The organism is Ruegeria sp. SCP11 (genome assembly GCF_040329455.1).
Classification (GTDB): domain Bacteria; phylum Pseudomonadota; class Alphaproteobacteria; order Rhodobacterales; family Rhodobacteraceae; genus Ruegeria; species Ruegeria atlantica_E.
Genome location: NZ_JBDZYG010000010.1, coordinates 23,510 through 39,617 on the forward strand (window position 1 = coordinate 23,510; position 16,108 = coordinate 39,617).

General features: G+C 55.1%; 12 protein-coding genes. 9 read left to right on the plus strand and 3 right to left on the minus strand.

All coding sequences use genetic code 11. From position 1 onward, the window contains the following. The first annotated feature begins 18 nt into the window (after positions 1 to 18). From ABLN94_RS15885 to ABLN94_RS15905, 5 genes are read left to right on the plus strand one after another with little or no spacing between them, the layout of a single operon-like run. A complete protein-coding gene (locus ABLN94_RS15885) occupies positions 19 to 1,500 on the plus strand; it encodes an NAD-dependent succinate-semialdehyde dehydrogenase (RefSeq protein ID WP_352994018.1) in 1,482 nt (493 codons plus the stop codon). Beyond that, complete coding sequence (locus ABLN94_RS15890) at positions 1,500 to 2,354, plus strand: fumarylacetoacetate hydrolase family protein (RefSeq protein WP_352994020.1); 855 nt, start codon at positions 1,500 to 1,502, stop codon at positions 2,352 to 2,354. The genes ABLN94_RS15885 and ABLN94_RS15890 overlap by 1 nt, the downstream gene beginning before the upstream one ends. Beyond that, positions 2,351 to 3,151, plus strand: coding sequence for a 2-oxo-hept-4-ene-1,7-dioate hydratase (hpaH, locus tag ABLN94_RS15895; protein ID WP_352994022.1), 801 nt, complete (start codon positions 2,351 to 2,353; stop codon positions 3,149 to 3,151). Before ABLN94_RS15890 ends, hpaH begins: the two co-directional genes overlap by 4 nt. A 10-nt stretch (positions 3,152 to 3,161) precedes the next feature. Further along, entirely contained in the window at positions 3,162 to 4,217 is a 1,056-nt protein-coding gene (locus ABLN94_RS15900) for an aldolase/citrate lyase family protein (RefSeq protein ID WP_352994024.1), read from the plus strand. 36 nt (positions 4,218 to 4,253) lie between these two features. Then, a complete protein-coding gene (locus tag ABLN94_RS15905) occupies positions 4,254 to 4,991 on the plus strand; it encodes a metallophosphoesterase family protein (RefSeq protein WP_352994026.1) in 738 nt (245 codons plus the stop codon). A 134-nt stretch (positions 4,992 to 5,125) separates the two neighbouring features. On the opposite strand, the gene ABLN94_RS15910 is transcribed toward ABLN94_RS15905, so the two are convergent. Beyond that, positions 5,126 to 6,052: a LysR family transcriptional regulator gene (locus ABLN94_RS15910; protein WP_352994029.1), complete on the minus strand. Its 927-nt coding sequence runs from the start codon at positions 6,050 to 6,052 to the stop codon at positions 5,126 to 5,128. 283 nt (positions 6,053 to 6,335) lie between these two features. Here ABLN94_RS15910 and ABLN94_RS15915 point away from each other — a divergent pair, with 283 nt between their 5' ends. The 3 genes from ABLN94_RS15915 to ABLN94_RS15925 all read left to right on the plus strand — a co-directional run bounded on the left by ABLN94_RS15915 (position 6,336) and on the right by ABLN94_RS15925 (position 10,760). Beyond that, the gene (locus ABLN94_RS15915; protein ID WP_352994031.1) at positions 6,336 to 7,889 is read left to right on the plus strand and encodes a BCCT family transporter; all 1,554 of its coding nucleotides are present in this window, start codon (positions 6,336 to 6,338) and stop codon (positions 7,887 to 7,889) included. A 123-nt stretch (positions 7,890 to 8,012) separates the two neighbouring features. Next, positions 8,013 to 9,749, plus strand: a complete 1,737-nt coding sequence (locus tag ABLN94_RS15920) for an amidohydrolase (protein ID WP_352994033.1) — start codon at positions 8,013 to 8,015, stop codon at positions 9,747 to 9,749. Between the two features lie 39 nt (positions 9,750 to 9,788). After that, positions 9,789 to 10,760: a CobW family GTP-binding protein gene (locus ABLN94_RS15925; RefSeq protein ID WP_352994036.1), complete on the plus strand. Its 972-nt coding sequence runs from the start codon at positions 9,789 to 9,791 to the stop codon at positions 10,758 to 10,760. 316 nt (positions 10,761 to 11,076) lie between these two features. On the opposite strand, the gene ABLN94_RS15930 is transcribed toward ABLN94_RS15925, so the two are convergent. Both ABLN94_RS15930 and ABLN94_RS15935 read right to left on the minus strand, forming a co-directional pair. Then, positions 11,077 to 12,087 (minus strand): nucleotidyltransferase family protein, encoded by a 1,011-nt coding sequence (locus ABLN94_RS15930; RefSeq protein ID WP_352994038.1) that lies wholly within the window; start codon positions 12,085 to 12,087, stop codon positions 11,077 to 11,079. Between the two features lie 23 nt (positions 12,088 to 12,110). Continuing rightward, positions 12,111 to 13,265, minus strand: a complete 1,155-nt coding sequence (locus tag ABLN94_RS15935; protein ID WP_352994040.1) for a hypothetical protein — start codon at positions 13,263 to 13,265, stop codon at positions 12,111 to 12,113. A 1,564-nt stretch (positions 13,266 to 14,829) separates the two neighbouring features. Between ABLN94_RS15935 and ABLN94_RS15940 the strand changes: the two genes are divergently transcribed. After that, on the plus strand, positions 14,830 to 16,104 hold the full coding sequence (locus ABLN94_RS15940; protein WP_352994043.1) for a sugar transferase: 1,275 nt from the start codon (positions 14,830 to 14,832) through the stop codon (positions 16,102 to 16,104). Positions 16,105 to 16,108: the final 4 nt, after the last annotated feature.

The following is a 16,108-nucleotide window of genomic DNA, read 5'->3' on the forward strand; positions in this document are numbered from 1 at the left end:
AACATAGGAACGTACCATATGACAGAATTGCATTTGAATGATCCCTCGCTGCTGGTTGAAGCCGCGCGGGTGGGGTCTAGGTGGGTTACTGCGTCCGAGGTTGCAACCTCATTGGATGTGACCAACCCGGCCACGGGCGAGTTGATTGGCCGAGTGCCCAATTTGGGTTCTGCTGAAACCGCCGAAGCGATTGCCGATGCGCAGCGCGCCCAGATAGGTTGGGCTAAGCGCACAGCCAAAGAGCGCAGTCAGATCCTGCGTCGTTGGTATGATCTGATGATGGAAAACCAAGAGGATCTGGGCGCCATCCTGACTGCCGAACAAGGTAAACCTTTGGCCGAAGCCAAGGGCGAGATTGCCTATGGCGCCAGCTTCATTGAGTGGTTCGCCGAAGAGGCCCGTCGCGCGTATGGCGATATCACCCCCGGTCACGCACCGGACAAACGTATCATCACCGTCAAGCAACCGATCGGGGTGGTCGCAGCGATCACACCGTGGAACTTTCCCAACGCCATGATCACCCGCAAGGCCGGCCCGGCCTTTGCTGCCGGGTGTTCGATGGTGCTGAAACCAGCTAGCCAAACCCCGTTCTCGGCCATTGCACTGGCGGTGCTGGCGGATCGAGCCGGTCTGCCCGCGGGCCTGTTCTCGGTCGTCACCGGCTCGGCGCGCGCCATCGGTGGTGAAATGACCTCAAGCAAGATCGTGCAAAAACTGACTTTTACCGGCTCGACTGAGATCGGCGCGATGCTCTATGCGCAGTGCGCGCCAACGATCAAGAAACTGGGGTTGGAACTGGGCGGCAACGCGCCCTTTATCGTCTTCGACGACGCCGATCTGGACGCTGCCGTCGAAGGCGCCGTGATCGCCAAGTTCCGCAACAACGGCCAGACCTGCGTCTGCGCCAACCGCATCTATGTACAGGCCGGTGTCTATGACGCCTTTGCCGAAAAGCTGGCCGCAAAGTTGGCGACAATGCCCACAGGAAATGGGTTTGACGAGGGCATTATATTTGGTCCACTGATAGATCAGGCGGCCGTGGAAAAAGTGACCGAACATGTCGCTGACGCCACCGCAAAAGGCGCGAAGGTGACGTTGGGCGGCAAACCACACGCATTGGGCGGCACCTTTTACGAACCGACCATTCTGACCGATGTGACTGCCGATATGGCCGTGGCCACCGAAGAGACATTCGGTCCGGTCGCACCTCTGTTCAAATTCGACACTGAATCCGAAGTCGTGGCCGCAGCCAATAATACCGAGTTTGGTCTTGCGTCGTATTTCTACTCACGCGATCTCGCTCGCGTCTGGCGTGTGTCCGAGGCCCTGGAATATGGCATGGTCGGCATCAATACCGGTCTGATCTCAACTGCCGAGGCCCCCTTTGGCGGGGTCAAGATGTCGGGGCTGGGTCGCGAGGGTTCGCGCTACGGTCTGGATGACTTCATGGAACTCAAATACCTGTGCATGGGCGGGATCAACGCCGCCGAGGAGGCCTGATGCGCTTTGCAACCTACACCGCCAATGGTGAAACCTTTTTCGGCGCAATCACTGACGCAGGTGCGATTGCCCTGAATGACGCTTTCCCAGCTCACGCAAGCCTTTTCGAGGTGATTGCCGCAGGGGCCTTTGATCAACTGGCCCTGGCTGCTGAGGGCAAGCCCGTCACGCATACGGATTTCATCTATGAGATGGTTATGCCGGATGCCCGCCGTATCCTTTGTGTTGGCGTGAATTTCCCTGATCGGAACGCCGAATATAAGGATGGCAGTGACCAGCCGAAATACATGTCGCTGTTCCCGCGCTTTGCCAGCGGCTTTACCGGCCATGACCGCCCGCTTGTCCGCCCGCCGGAAAACCATACTCTCGATTACGAAGGCGAAGTGGCCATCGTGATTGGTAAAACGGGCCGCCGGATTTCTCAGGACGATGCTTATGATCACATTGCTGCGCTGACGCTTTGTAATGAAGGCACGATCCGCGACTGGGTGCGCCACGCCAAGTTCAATGTCACGCAGGGTAAGAACTGGGACAATACCGGTGCGATCGGCCCTTGGCTGGTGCCCTTCACCAACGCCGCCCAACTGGACGACGCACGCATTCAGACCCATGTAAACGGGGAACTGCGTCAGGACGATACGCTAAACCGCATGATGTTCCCGATCCGGCGTGAGATCGAATATATATCGACCTTCATGACCCTACAGCCTGGCGACATCATAGTCACCGGTACGCCCACTGGCGCAGGCGCGCGGTTCGACCCGCCGAAATACTTGGTCCCTGGTGATGTGGTCGAGATCTCGGTCGCAGGCTTCGGTACCCTGCGAAACACAATCGAGGACGAACTGGTATGACGCCCGAGGATCACGCCCGCGCGGCAGCCGAACTGTTGAAAGCCGAACAATCCCGCGAACAGATAGGCCTGCTGACTCTGCGCCATCCCGAAATGGGAATGGACGACGCTTACGAAGTGCAAAACGCCATCTATCGCCAGAAATTGGCCGAGGGGCGCAAGGTGATCGGCTGGAAGATCGGGCTGACCTCAAAAGCCATGCAGTATGCGCTAAACATAGACATCCCCGACAGCGGGATACTGTTCGATGATATGGCGTTTGAGAATGGCGGCACTGTACCAGCTGGCCGTTTCATCCAGCCGCGGATCGAGGCCGAAATCGCCTTTGTGATGAAATCTGCCGTGGGGGGAGAGAACGTCACCCGTGACGACATCATCACCGCGACCGACTACGTCACTCCTTCGATTGAAATTCTCGATACGCGTATTCAGCGCGTGGACCCTGAGACCGGCAAGGCGCGCACTGTGTTCGATACGATCAGCGACAATGCCGCCAATGCGGGCATCGTATTGGGCGCCGAACGCCATGCGGTCGATGCCTTCGACCTGCGCTGGGTTGGCGCGCTGACCTTCCGAAATGGCGAGATTGAGGAAACTGGTCTGGGCGCAGGCGTTCTAAACGACCCGGTTGAAAGTGTCGTCTGGCTTGCCCGCCGTATGGCGCAGTATGGCCAAAGCATTGAACCCGGTCAGGTGATCCTGTCCGGCAGCTTCATCCGCCCGGTCGAATGCCCCTCGGGCACCGAAATCCACGCGGATTTCGGCCCCTTCGGTTCGGTCGACATCTACTTCGCGTAAAGGAGCGCTCATGCCTGCGCCACAGAACACATTCAAGGCCGCGCTTAAGGCGGGCAACCCCCAGATCGGCTGTTGGGTCGGACTGGCCAACTCCTATGCTGCCGAGATCGCTGCGACTGCGCAGTTTGACTGGTTGCTGGTTGACGGGGAACACGCGCCAAACGATCTGCGCTCGATCCTCGAACAGGTGCAGGTGATCGAAGGTACAGGAAGTACGGCAGTTGCGCGTTTACCGATTGGTGAGACCTGGATGATCAAGCAATATCTCGATGCGGGCGTTCAGAACATTCTTGTGCCGATGGTCGAAAGTGGTGATCAGGCACGCGAACTGGTGCGCGCGGTGCAATACCCGCCGCACGGGGTGCGTGGAGTAGGTTCGGCTTTAGCGCGGGCGTCGCGTTTTGCGGCGATCCCGGACTATCTGAAAACAGCGGATGAACAGATTTGTCTGTTGGTGCAGGTGGAAAACCGGATCGGGCTACAGGCGCTGGAAGATATTCTGGAGACTGACGTGAATGGTGTCTTTATCGGCCCTTCAGACCTTGCCGCCGATATGGGCCATATCGGCAATGCAGGTCACCCAGAGGTCGTCGAAGCGGTTCTGGACGCCATCACCCGAATTGTTGCAGCGGGCAAAGCGGCGGGAATCTTGACGCTTGATCCTGAGATGCAGCGCAAGTGCCTTGATCTGGGCGCAACTTTCGTGGCCACTAATATCGACGTCACACTGTTTGCAAACGCTATTCGCGGCGCCGCCGAAGCTGGGTTGAGCCTTTTGCCGGATCAATCCGCGTCGGGCGTGGTGCAAACTGCAGCGGCCAGCAAATACCTGCAGCAGCTTTGCAAACACTGGTCCCATAAGGCCGAGGTTTCGTTCGACCCAACACAGGGCAGCGTCTCGTTCCCCGGCGGTAACCGGGTGGCATTAACTGCGGATGACAATAGCCTGACCGTCACGGCAACTACAGGACCTCGGGGCAATCTGGCCAAATGGCAGGAAGTGATTGAAACCCACCTGGTCCGCTTCGCCTTTCGTGAGAACTTCCAGATCAACTGGTCCGATTGATGCCCTTCAGTGGCCTCAGACACCCGGAAGGAAATTATGCCTGAACCCATTTACGCCATCGGAGATATCCACGGCCAGCTGGGAATGCTCGAAGATGCGATTGCCCGGATCGAACAGGATGGCGGGCCTGACGCCAAAGTGGTGTTCATCGGTGACTACACCGACCGTGGTGCTCATAGCCGCGAAGTTCTCGACCTTCTGGTCAAAGGTCAGGCCGAGGGCAAAAACTGGATCTTCCTGCGTGGCAATCACGATCAGATGTGCGCGATGTTTCTTGAAGATTACCCGCGTAACGATGCCCGTCTGCTGGTCGGTTATCACTGGCTGCACCCACGTATTGGGGGCACCGAAACCTTAAAATCCTATGGGGTTGAGGTCACAGACAAAGACCGGATCTATCAAGTCCACGCTCAAGCAAAACAGGTTGTGCCGCAGGTCCACATCGACTTCCTGAACGGGTTGAGCCTGTTTCACCGGACGGAAGACATCCTCTTTGTGCATGCAGGCATCCGGCCAGGTGTGTCGTTGGATGAGCAAGACCATGACGATCTGATCTGGATTCGAGATGAGTTTCTAAGTCACCAGGATCAGCACCCATGGCTGGTCGTTCATGGGCACAGTCATGTCTCTGTTCCCGAACATCATGGCAATCGTATCAATATTGATACCGGCGCGGGCTATGGGCACAATCTCACGACCGTGGTTTTTGAATATGGTGAGTGCTGGATGCTGGACGCTCGCGGTCGCACAGCTCTTGCCCCTAAGAAGCGGTAATCTTGTTCACACGTCCGGCGCCAATCAGTTGGATGTTCAGGCTGTCGGCTTTAACTAACGTCGTAGGTTAATTGGATTCAGTGGTTCGTTGCCTATGAGCGGAGCAAAAACGTGCGACACAAACGGTGTGAACGCTAAGATTGGCTGTTACTTCCGATCTCTTCCAAAAAGGCCTGAATGACGGGTGTCCGCTCCCCGCCTTTTCTAGTGAAAATACTAAATGTGACATCGCAGCTGAATTTGTCCGGTAAGAGCGGACGCATTTGACCCCGCTCAACCCATATTTCGGCATAACGGCGCGGCAGATACCCTATGAACCGGCCCGATAAGATCAGAAATCCGAGCCCCTCTGCTTGATGAGCCGTTGCACTTGGTTCGGCAAGGAACTCGACGGCGGCTTGGGGCAGTACGGGGACGTGAATACCACGCGCAAAGCCGACTCCGGCGAGGTCGCTCGGTGACAGCCCTTCAGGAGCGACATCGTATAACGGATGATCGGCACCGCAATAAAGGTCCAGAGTTTCGGAGAATGATGTCAGATAATCGAGGCCAGGTTTGCGGCGGTGAAAAACAGCGACGCCAATGTCGACTTTGCCCTCCAGTACCGCCTCTTCTATCTGAGTTGGCGACATTACTTCGACAGTAAGATGTGATTGTGGGTACCGATCCCGAAACCGCAGCAGAATGTTCGGAATGCGCGTGGAAGGGTCGAGCATGGAATTGTCGACAATGCCCACGCGGACGTCACCAGCCAATTGACCACGCATTGTAGCTACGGCTGACTCGAAATCTCTAAGCGCGCCAAACAGTTTGTCTAATTCGTCATACACAACCCGGCCGCTTTCGGTCAGTTGAAATCCGCGGCGGCCGCGGCTGCATAGTCGCAGTCCAAGGCGACGCTCCAAATTCGCCATGTATGTGCTGATAGTCGAGGGTGCAGTGTTTAACTCCGCCTGCGCTTCACTGAAGCCGCCGCTTTCCACAATGGTCGCAAAAATCCGCAACAGACGCAGATCAGCGTCGCTGACTTTACCGAAGCTGATTTGCTTGTTGGATTTCATTACTTCTCAATCTTCCGAAGTGAACTTCATATACTGCGCATTTATCCGAATTAGCAGAATGTTCAATAACTGTCGACCAAGCGCTGTGGCGTTTGGTGCGACAACATTGTGTGGGAAATCACCCAGACGGAAAGAGCGGGCACTTCTTGGGAGGGAAGGGTTGTCCTTTAGTTCTGCCATCGCAGTCGTAGGCCAAGTTGCAAAGCAGCGTGATTGGAATGGGAAACAACTTCCAGATTCCTGCAGAGTCAGGGCTGGTTTGGGTCCAGGGAGGACGCGTAAAATGACTGAAACAACCGAGGCACCGCCACGCGCTGCTGGTGGGTATTGGAGCAGTTTGGTCGGAGAGATCGACCACAAGCTGTTCTGGGCGACAGCTGCGTTTACGCTTTGCGTGGTCGCAGTCGGCATCAGCAGTCCCGATACATTGGAGGGCGTGTCTGGCACCGTAAAGGATTACCTCTCGGAAAGCTTCGGATGGTTTTATCTGTTCGCCACCGCTGCTTATATCGTCATTGGGTTTGGCATCGCATTCAGTCGCTATGGCAATCTGACGTTGGGTGCGGCGGATGAAAAGCCCGAGTTCAGTTTCTTCTCTTGGGTCGCAATGCTGTTCAGCTGTGGTATCGGCGTTGGATACATCCTCTGGGCCGTTGCGGAACCACTTTATCACTACATGCAAACCCCTTACCTCGCTGAACCGGGAACGCCTGAGGCGTTACCCATCGCTCTCAATATCGCGACGTTGCACTGGGGATTTCACACTTGGATGATCTATTCGATTGTCGGGCTGTGTATCGCATTCCCGGCATTCCGCTATGGAAAGCCAATGACCATAGGAATTTCGCTCTACGGCCTGTTGGGCGAGCGGACGCAGGATAGTCTATGGGCGAAATTGCTGGATTTTCTTGGGGCTTTCGCCACGATCGGCGGTGTTTCCACGACGCTAGGCTTCGGGATCATTTCGCTCAACTACGGTATCTCGCATCTGTTCGGGGTCGAGATCGGCACCGGCGGCAAGCTAATACTCATGACAGCGCTTATTGCACTATACATCTTCTCTGCGATGTCGGGCTTGAAGCGCGGCATCCAGTATCTGAGCAACTTCAATGTTATCACGGCCATTATTTGGGGATCTATCATCCTTATATTTGGACCGACCACGGACCTTTTGAATTACATGGTCCATGATGTCGGCGGGTATATCAGCAACTTTGCCTACATGTCTTTTTGGACTGACCCGATCGGTAAAAGCGGCTGGCTGAACTGGTGGACAGTGTTCTTTATCCTTTGGGCTACCAGCTGGGCACCTTTCACCGGTGGTTTCATCGCTCGTATCTCACGGGGGCGCACCATCCGGGAATACGTATTGGGCGCGGTCATAGTTCCGACAGCTATCGGTATTGTTTGGTTCAGTGTCGTCGGCGGGTCGGCCATATACTACGAAACGAACGGCACGCTTGAGATTTGGGAGGCTGTGCAAGCAGATGTCGGGGCTGGTATCTATGTCTTGCTGGAAGCCATGCCATGGTCCACCGTTCTGAGCTATGTCGTGTTCATAAACATGGCCGTATTCCTGGTGACCTCAGCGGATTCAGCTTCGTTCTTCGTGGCGATGCAGATGGCGAAGGGGGAATATGAACCCAAGCCGGGCCTCAAGGTGATTTGTGGATTGTTTCTTGGGTCGTTGGCGATGGTCTTGTTGATGAGCGGCGGCCTCAAGGGGCTTCAGGCAGCGTCGATCGTTGCAGGCAGTCCATTCGCAATCGCGATTATCGTGATGATATGGTCTCTTCTGAGAATGTTGCGCCGAGAAATCGCGAATCCACATTTGTGAAGTCAAATGCTCGTGCGCTGTCTGGCGCACGAGCAGACTTCCATTTGCCATGTAAGTTGAAACACCAGAATTCGGTCGAAGGTCGACCTTAATTTCCTAGATGCGCAGCAGAGGAAGGAAAGCATGACACAACCAGATAATTATCGCTCAAGCCATAGCGTGAACGGTCATGATCCTGATCTCGTGCTGGTAAATGGTCGCATCTATACGGTGAACATCTCAGCGCCTTGGGCCGAGGCAGTGGCGGTTCGGGATGGGCGCTTCATTGCCGTGGGTTCTAACGATGAAATTTCGGGGATGGCGACGGCTCGAACTCAGGTGATCGACCTTGAAGGCCGGTTTGCGATGCCGGGTCTGCATGACATGCACACCCATCCGGATCTGGCGCTGGGTCCGAGGTACGCCGATGATATGGATGTTGGGCTTGAGGACCCGGCGCCGGAAGAGGTCAAACAGGCGATCCTGGATTATGCCGAAGCCAATCCGGGCGACGGCTGGATTTATGGTCAGTATTTCGTGCGCTACACCTTCAAACGCGCCGGGCTGGAACCCGGAAAAGCATGGCTTGATAGCTTCATGCCAGACCGTCCGGTTGCGGTTCTGGACAGGACCTGGGGCACGATGATGGCCAATTCCAAGGCTTTGGAGTTAGCTGGTATTACTGCGCAGACTCCGGATCCCGCCAATGGGTATCTGGAGCGCGATGGCATAACTGGTGATCCCGTGGGCCTTTTGATCGACGGGGCCTACGCTTTGATCCACGGGGCCATGCCGCCGACCGATATCGAAGTGTTCAAACGTGCTTATGGGGATGGCGCCAGATTTCAAACCGCTCGCGGTGTGACCGGCACCAAGTATCCGCACGTCTGCGAAAACCGGTTGAACGCCCTCAAGGCGCTGGATGATGCCGGTCAGCTAACCTTGCGCGTCGAGGCCGCAATCAGCTGGCAAGATGACATTTTCCCTGTGCGCCGCCGCTGGGAGTTGCTGGCCGGTGAGCGTCATTACTATCGCAGTGCCCGGCTTAACGCGAACGCGGTGAAGTTCCATTTTGACGGCACTGTCGAGCCGCGCTCAGCATACCTGCTGACGCCGTGGCCCGGCGAAGAAACCTGGCGCGGCAAGCTGAACCTGACGCCCGAGCACATCACTGATATGGTTGTCGACATGGACCGGCGTGGTATCCGCGTCATCGCCCATTGCAATGGCGATGCGGCCTCTGACCTTTTTCTGGATGCCATCGCCGAGGCGCGTCGCCGCAACGGTCCCAAAGGTGTGCGCCATCAATGCGCCCACAGCGCAATCTTGCACGAGGCCAATCTGCAAAGGTTTGCTGAACTGGGCGTAACCGCGGAATTCTCGCCTGCGACCTGGTACCCCTCCAGTTTTGTTTTGGGCGCACGCGCAGGCTACGGCCCGGAGCGAATGCGGCATTCCTACAACCTTCGGGGTGTTCTTGCTGCCGGTGGTGTCGCAGTGTTTGGCACTGACTGGCCGGTGGCCTCGGTCGACCCCTGGATTGCGTTGGAAACGCTTGTCACACGAGAAAACCCGTGGGGGGAAACCGAAGGTCAATTCGGGGACCCGATCACTTTGGAACAGGCAATACGGGTTGCCACGATCAATGGTGCCTGGGCGATGGACCTTGAACACCTCACTGGAAGTATCGAGGTTGGTAAATCCGCTGACCTGATTGTGCTTGACCGAAACCTTTTCGAGATTGATCCCAAGGGTAACATCCACGACACGGCGGTCGAGCTGACCCTGCTCGAGGGTCGTCTGGTTCATGATCTCCATAGTCGTTTCGACGGGACCGATCTTGAGGCTGTGTGGCAGGGTGAGCCGCCCAGCGTTCTTTGATTTTTGCAACAATGCAGACGTACTGAAAGGAAAAGTCAGATGAAACGCGCGCCCGTACCAGTAACGATTATTGGCGGATTTCTCGGTGCTGGAAAAACCACGGTCTTGAACCAAATCCTGCGCTCCGACCACGGGTTGCGCGTTGCGGTCATGGTCAATGATTTTGGTGAGATCAACATTGATAGCCAGTTGATCGTCAGCGTTCAGGACGATATTTACAGCCTGGCCAACGGGTGTATCTGTTGCACTGTGCAAACCGACCTTATCGAACAGATTGCGGGCCTGATGAATCTGCGTGAGGGGGCTCCGGAATACATCCTCATCGAAACCAGTGGTGTGTCCGACCCGGCCCGCGTTGCCCACACCCTGCAATACCCAAGGTTGCGCGGACATGTGACGCTGGACAGCGTCATAAGTGTGGTTGATGCCGAACAGTTCAATGGCCTCGAAGGTGATATGGCCAAGCTGGCGATGGATCAGTTGGACGCAGCCGATATCATTGTAATCAACAAGACAGATTTGGTGACCAGGCCCGAAATCGAGGTGTTGAAAGCCGAGTGGTTTTACCCAAATGCCCGAATCATTGAGACAACCCACGGTCAGGTGCCCGTTGAGTTGCTGGTCAGCACCCGCGATTTGGAACTAGACGGCCCATCTCGTGCCCAATCAACAGAAATCGCGTCGAAGCATAGACATGATGTAACTTTCGATACCTGGTGTTGGAGCGGGCCTGGAAAGATGTCTCTGGACAAGTTGAGGGCCTTCTTGGCAGGTCTACCTGTCGAGATTTATCGGGCCAAGGGCATCTTCGATGTCGCAGAATTGCCCGATCAGAGGGCCGAGTTGCATCTGGTGGGGAGCCGAACCCAATTGACCCGCGGCGCGCCGTGGGGGGATAAAACCCGCCAAAATCAGATCGTTGTGATAGGTGCCAACGGTGCAATTGACCCCCAAAAACTGCAATCCGCTTTAATGACGTGTTTGGAGCATTGCGAAGCAAGTGTTGAATAACTGAAAAACCGCAGGTGGCAGAAAACGCACGAAGGCTATTGTTTTGAAAGTCGGTTCCGAAACAACCGGTTCAGTTGCAAGATTCTCTGGAATTTGAATGCTGTTGGAAACTTGGTGATCTAAGTTGGCAATGCCCGCGAACAATTGAGGGGGGCAGGCTATGCTCCCGAAAAAGACTTCTCCCGGATCATCCGTATGACTTAGATGCTGGCTGCGTTTGCGCCAGAACCTATCTCAATTTAGGTGCGCCCACTTGCCGATATTACGCAGATTGCTTTCGTCCATCCTTCAGATGGATTCGAATAGGGCGCTCTTGTCAATCCGTACCCAGAGATTGCGACGCATTCCGCAGTTTAAAGCGCGTCGCGATGAACTGCGATGTTTTCAGCCCATTGCGAACGATCATCCACTCAATCTGGCCTAAGCGCGGCTTACGGAACTTGAGCTGCCGCCGCCAGTGCAGAAATTGCACGAACCGGCCCGGAGGCTCTGTTAAGGGTACTTTTAAGGCAAAAAGGTGCTCTAGCATCGCTATTTGCAGGTCGAATGCTAGCCGAAAGCGCCAGTATTGCCGTTTGCTGTGTAGCCATTCCCAGTCGACCCCTGATCGCGGATTCTCAATCTGTTCGACAAGGCTCAGTAGATAGCGCAGGCTGGTCGAACCGCTGGCAAGGGTGGTGTGGTGCAGCATGTCATGAGCGATGTTGATGAGAAAGCGCAGGCTGTCATCTGGAATCAGAAAGTGGATGCCGTCCCGCTCCTGCAGGATCATGCGCGTCTCGAGATCCTCTTCGGTCAGCAGCTCTGCTATACTCGGCGGAAGTGAATCGTGCAGATCGACGGTGGCGACGGCTCCGGGGCGCCAGTAGCTGCCGGGCGAGTGCTCGTACTGGCTGTTTTCGATAGGTTCAAACCCGTCTAGACCCAGTGCGGCCTGGACCGCCGGTATGTCGGCCGGAGAGACGAGTAAATCGATATCGATGAGAAGACGTGACAACTCCGACGGCTTTGCGAGCAGCGACATCTCGCTCGCTCCTTTGATGAGCGTTGGTGTAATACCTGCCGCATTGATGCCGGCAACCGCCGCTCGAGTAAGCTCCCAGAGCTGGTGATTGCGTATTGTGTTGGCACGTTCCAGTTCCGCCAGATATTCCCGTGCTTCTGGTTCAGCCCTGGCAGCCGCGTTCGAGGCGATTAGGCTTCGGTACAACGCGGTTGCGACGAACTCGTCAGTTGCGACCGAAATCAGTTCGAACCAATCGGGGTTTCCTCCGAAATCTCCGTTCAGGCAGTTGGCCAGTCGTTCGAAAGGGGAGGGGGCAATCATACTCGGCTCCTGATCCAGAGGGGTCAGATGTCTCTGACCGGTTCGGTACAGAAATTACGAAGTGCGGCTGCGGCCATTGTCAGATTGGAATAGCGCAATTGGAAACATGATGCGTCATTCACGCATGCAGCAAGGGCGCCGAACTCTTCGGTGGTCAGATTGCTTGTACCCGACCACGCCTGACTGATGAGACCGGAAATTGTCTGAGGGACCGGTTGCGGGGAAAAGGTCGGGGATTCGACGCTCTGGCGATCAAGAAACACGATCCAGCCAACCGGGCGTGGAGTGAGTGCCGTCTCCGTATCGACCGCCAGATATCTGACGTATTGCCCATCCGGCCTTAAATGCGTGTCTGCTTCGGAAATCTCGTCTTGTTTGGCGTCCAGAAGCTCCCATGCGCCCGTTTTCAATGTTGACGGGAAGGGGATGGCAAAAACAGACCCGTCATTTTTCAAAACAGCGATATCGTCCCCTGCGAGGGTGAAGCCAGCGGTATCGAGGGCGGTTGCCAGGGTGCTTTTTCCCGCGCCGGGCCCTCCAACAAGCAGCATCGCGTACCCGCTGTCATGCACTGCAACCGCAGCATGTAACAACAGTTGGTCGGCATGGTCGAGAATGGCCTCGGTGATCGTGAGTTTCAGTTGCGGAACCAACATGTCATCCCCGACTGTAACCGGCGGTTCACCCTGTGACGCAATCCTGGCCTGGTCAGACAGGCGTTGCACCAACACATACGCGTCGCAGGCCGTGCCAGCAGGTATTGCCATATGACTGAACGCGGCCATCACCGAGTCGGGGACATTACTGTCAAATCCAATGAGAACTTTGGAGACACCGGTGTCGACCAGCAGCGTTTCCTTGATCGGAACGGCGCCTTCCTGACTTGAAAGCGGCTCAATTGCGCCTATCGACTTGAGACTGGCAACGACCGAGGGGGTGCAAATAGAAGCATCACAAGGGGTGTCATCTTTACAGAGCACACCCGTCTGAAACTGCGGCCATGCCTGAGCCGCTTCGGCGTTCAGTACAGAAAGGGACTGCTCATCCTCGAGGAAAAGGTAAGCCGCGTCGCCAATCCACTCCAGCTGGCTTGGACCGGTCGGGATCAGGAGGTGAGTGAGAATGCTAAACCCCTTTTTCCTAGAAACAGGCAGGCAGCACCTTGATAAGGAAACCATAATTATTTCCTAGGCGGCAGTCACGGCTCTGCTGCAGCCTAACCCAGTAGTATTCTGAATTCGCAACCGTCACATTCTCTGTTTAGGCCAATACCCTGAGAAAAGAGGTGCCGCAACACTGCGACGTGTTGCGACAGCGTTTTGTCGCCCAGAGTGTCTCAGTGAAGATTGTTATGAGACGTTTCTGCCTCTGCGTCCCCTGCGGCGGCGGCGTCCGCCGGATTTGAAAATACCCCCGGCATCTGCACTTTTGGTCGTTGACAACAGAACCAAAGCCGCGGCGGAAGTCGCGCCGGCATACCGGCCTGCTTTAGCGAGAAGTTCGCGGCGTTCCGGAGATTCTGGGGATTCAGTCTTGTCTTCATTAAAATCAGACACTTCAATTACTCCCTTCCAACTCGTTAGTTCTCAAACAAGGCATATTGTTGACCAGATAGGTGATTCTCTCAAGGTTGTTTTGTTTTGATAGCGTTAACCTTTTCACTTTTGTGTTATTCTTAGGGCGATTTTGAGGCAAATACAGCTCGTGACTGGCTGGTGATTAGATGAAAGCAGTTGCCCAGGCAACTCTCTGATTCTCAATGTTTTCCGTTTCTCATTTCTCCAAAATTCGGGCTCCAGGGGCGGACATTCGTCGATAATTGGATCACAGAAATTGGCGGTATCTTACTGAAAATGGCAGCGCTGGATCATTGGTGGTGTACATCCCACATTATTGTACTAAATTCGCTTCAACGAGCAGGTTGAAATAACCAGTAGAAGACAACAGGTAGTTTTATCGATTTCGTTCAGCGATGCCCAATTCTGGGCACAGTCTCGTTTTAGAATTGCGTCATGCCTCGGCATGTACGCCAGGCGGAACAGAGTATCGAAGGCGAAGTGATAATGGTTGGATACTTGGCGATCGGAATATTTGTGGGATGCTTGGCAAGTGGCATTTCAATGTATTTCGGCACGAGCTTTCTGGTGGCGTTCGGGGTCTTTTTTCCGGCGTTTGGGTCTGTTGCCGTTCTAAGCGCTGCCATTGCAGCGTACTACGCCCGACCCATCCTGAGGGAGAAGGTGCGCGGACGGGGCTGAATGGTGGGTCTCCATCCCGGTTCTTTGCCCCCGATAAGGCCGTATCTCTGAATTTTCCAGTCGCAAGCAGGTTGTGGGCCTAAAGGGTGCTACGATTCGGCTCTTCGGCTTCACCGATATGAGCCATATCTTTTAATGTTCTAGTGAGTAGAAATCCCATTTTTTCAGGGGGGGCGGATATTACTGCCCAAAAAATTCAAGTCCCTAAAATTGTTTGGAGAATCGCTGCTGTATTCGCCAACAGACCTTATACACCGTGCAAATGAGATTGCCTGGATATCAGCTTTCTTGCTTTTAGGCGTATTATTGATAAGCTTTATCTCGGAAATGTCCGGGGGGTTGTCGACTGCTATCTGGTGGTGGATACCTAATTTATTTGAATTTTATACTTATGACGTTGCAGCATTATTCAATGCAACGACTCCTCGGTGTGAAGCTGTACGACCGTAAACAGTGCCTGAGTTAAACGAGGAAAGATTGTCCAATGAAAAGTAATTTTCGGCATTTGGATTATATCGCGAAAACAGCAAGTGATACGAGGCGAAAAGGGCAATCGCGGGTTCACAATATTGAACCGAATGCAGCGAGTTCAGAACTCCAGAAAAACCCAGTTGCGTCTGGCACCACAGGTTCGACGAGCAGATGTGGGAAGCCGGATGCCTCCTCCACCCGCCCGATCTCCCGGAATACACGACGGATAGGTATTGGGTTCCTACCACGCTCTGAATTTCTACATCGTGTTTACAATGCATCGATAGCGGCGTTACTGCTGTTTATGGTTCTGCCGCTGCTTGTCTTGATCAGTCTGGCCCTGATGGCGACGCAGAGCTGGCCGATTTTCTATCGCGGCAAGCGGGTTGGTCGAAACGGTAAGCTGTTCGATATTTACAAGTTCAGAACACTGGACACGGCCAAAGCGGCCCAATTGACCAAGGACAAAGTGCTTCCCTCAGGGTCGGGCCTCGAGACTCCCTTGGGTGGGTTCCTCAGGGAAACACGGCTGGATGAGCTTCCGCAATTGCTGAACGTGCTCAAGGGCGACATGAACATATGCGGTCCACGCCCGTTGCGCCCCGAGATCGCGGATTTGCTGGGCTCGGAGGTGCGGGGGTTCTCTGCGCGCCTCAAAGTTCATCCTGGGTTGCTGGGTCCGACGCAGGCTCTCATGAGCCACGGAACGCCAAAAGAGGTCCGTGGCCGCCTAAACGCTGCAATGTGCTCAAAACCGGTCAGCTACAGAAGCGAGCTTGAGATGATCATTCTGGTGGGTGCTTGTGTCATGGCCAGATCCATTTCAAAGCTGGCATCGCGGCTTTTCCGGCGGAAGGGGACAGAGGCGACACCCAAGAGGGCACGGGACCGCGCGGCCAAAGCGGGTGTTGAAGTGTCGTACCGCTGCGCAAATTCGATGGCGTATCCGGTTCTTCGAATTGATGACGAGTGCCTGATTGTTCCCAACACCTGCGCGGAAGGCGCAGGGAAGCTGGTTATATCGCTTCCAGACGGTACTCGGCGCGTGGCCAGAATCTTGTCGGAAAAAAGGGATATTTTGGCGCCGGGCCAAGTTGTGATGCGGTACCGGCCCGGTAGTGATTATTCCCACCATATTCTGGAACGCTACCTAAAGCAGTCCGTGGTGGTGCCACATCGCTCGCATTTTCTTTTTCAGAACGTAGCGCGTTCGGTAACGGGTCGTTTTCAACCGATTGCACGGGGTTCCGACCACCAGACGTCTTCGGCAGTTCACGCCAAAGGCTGACCTA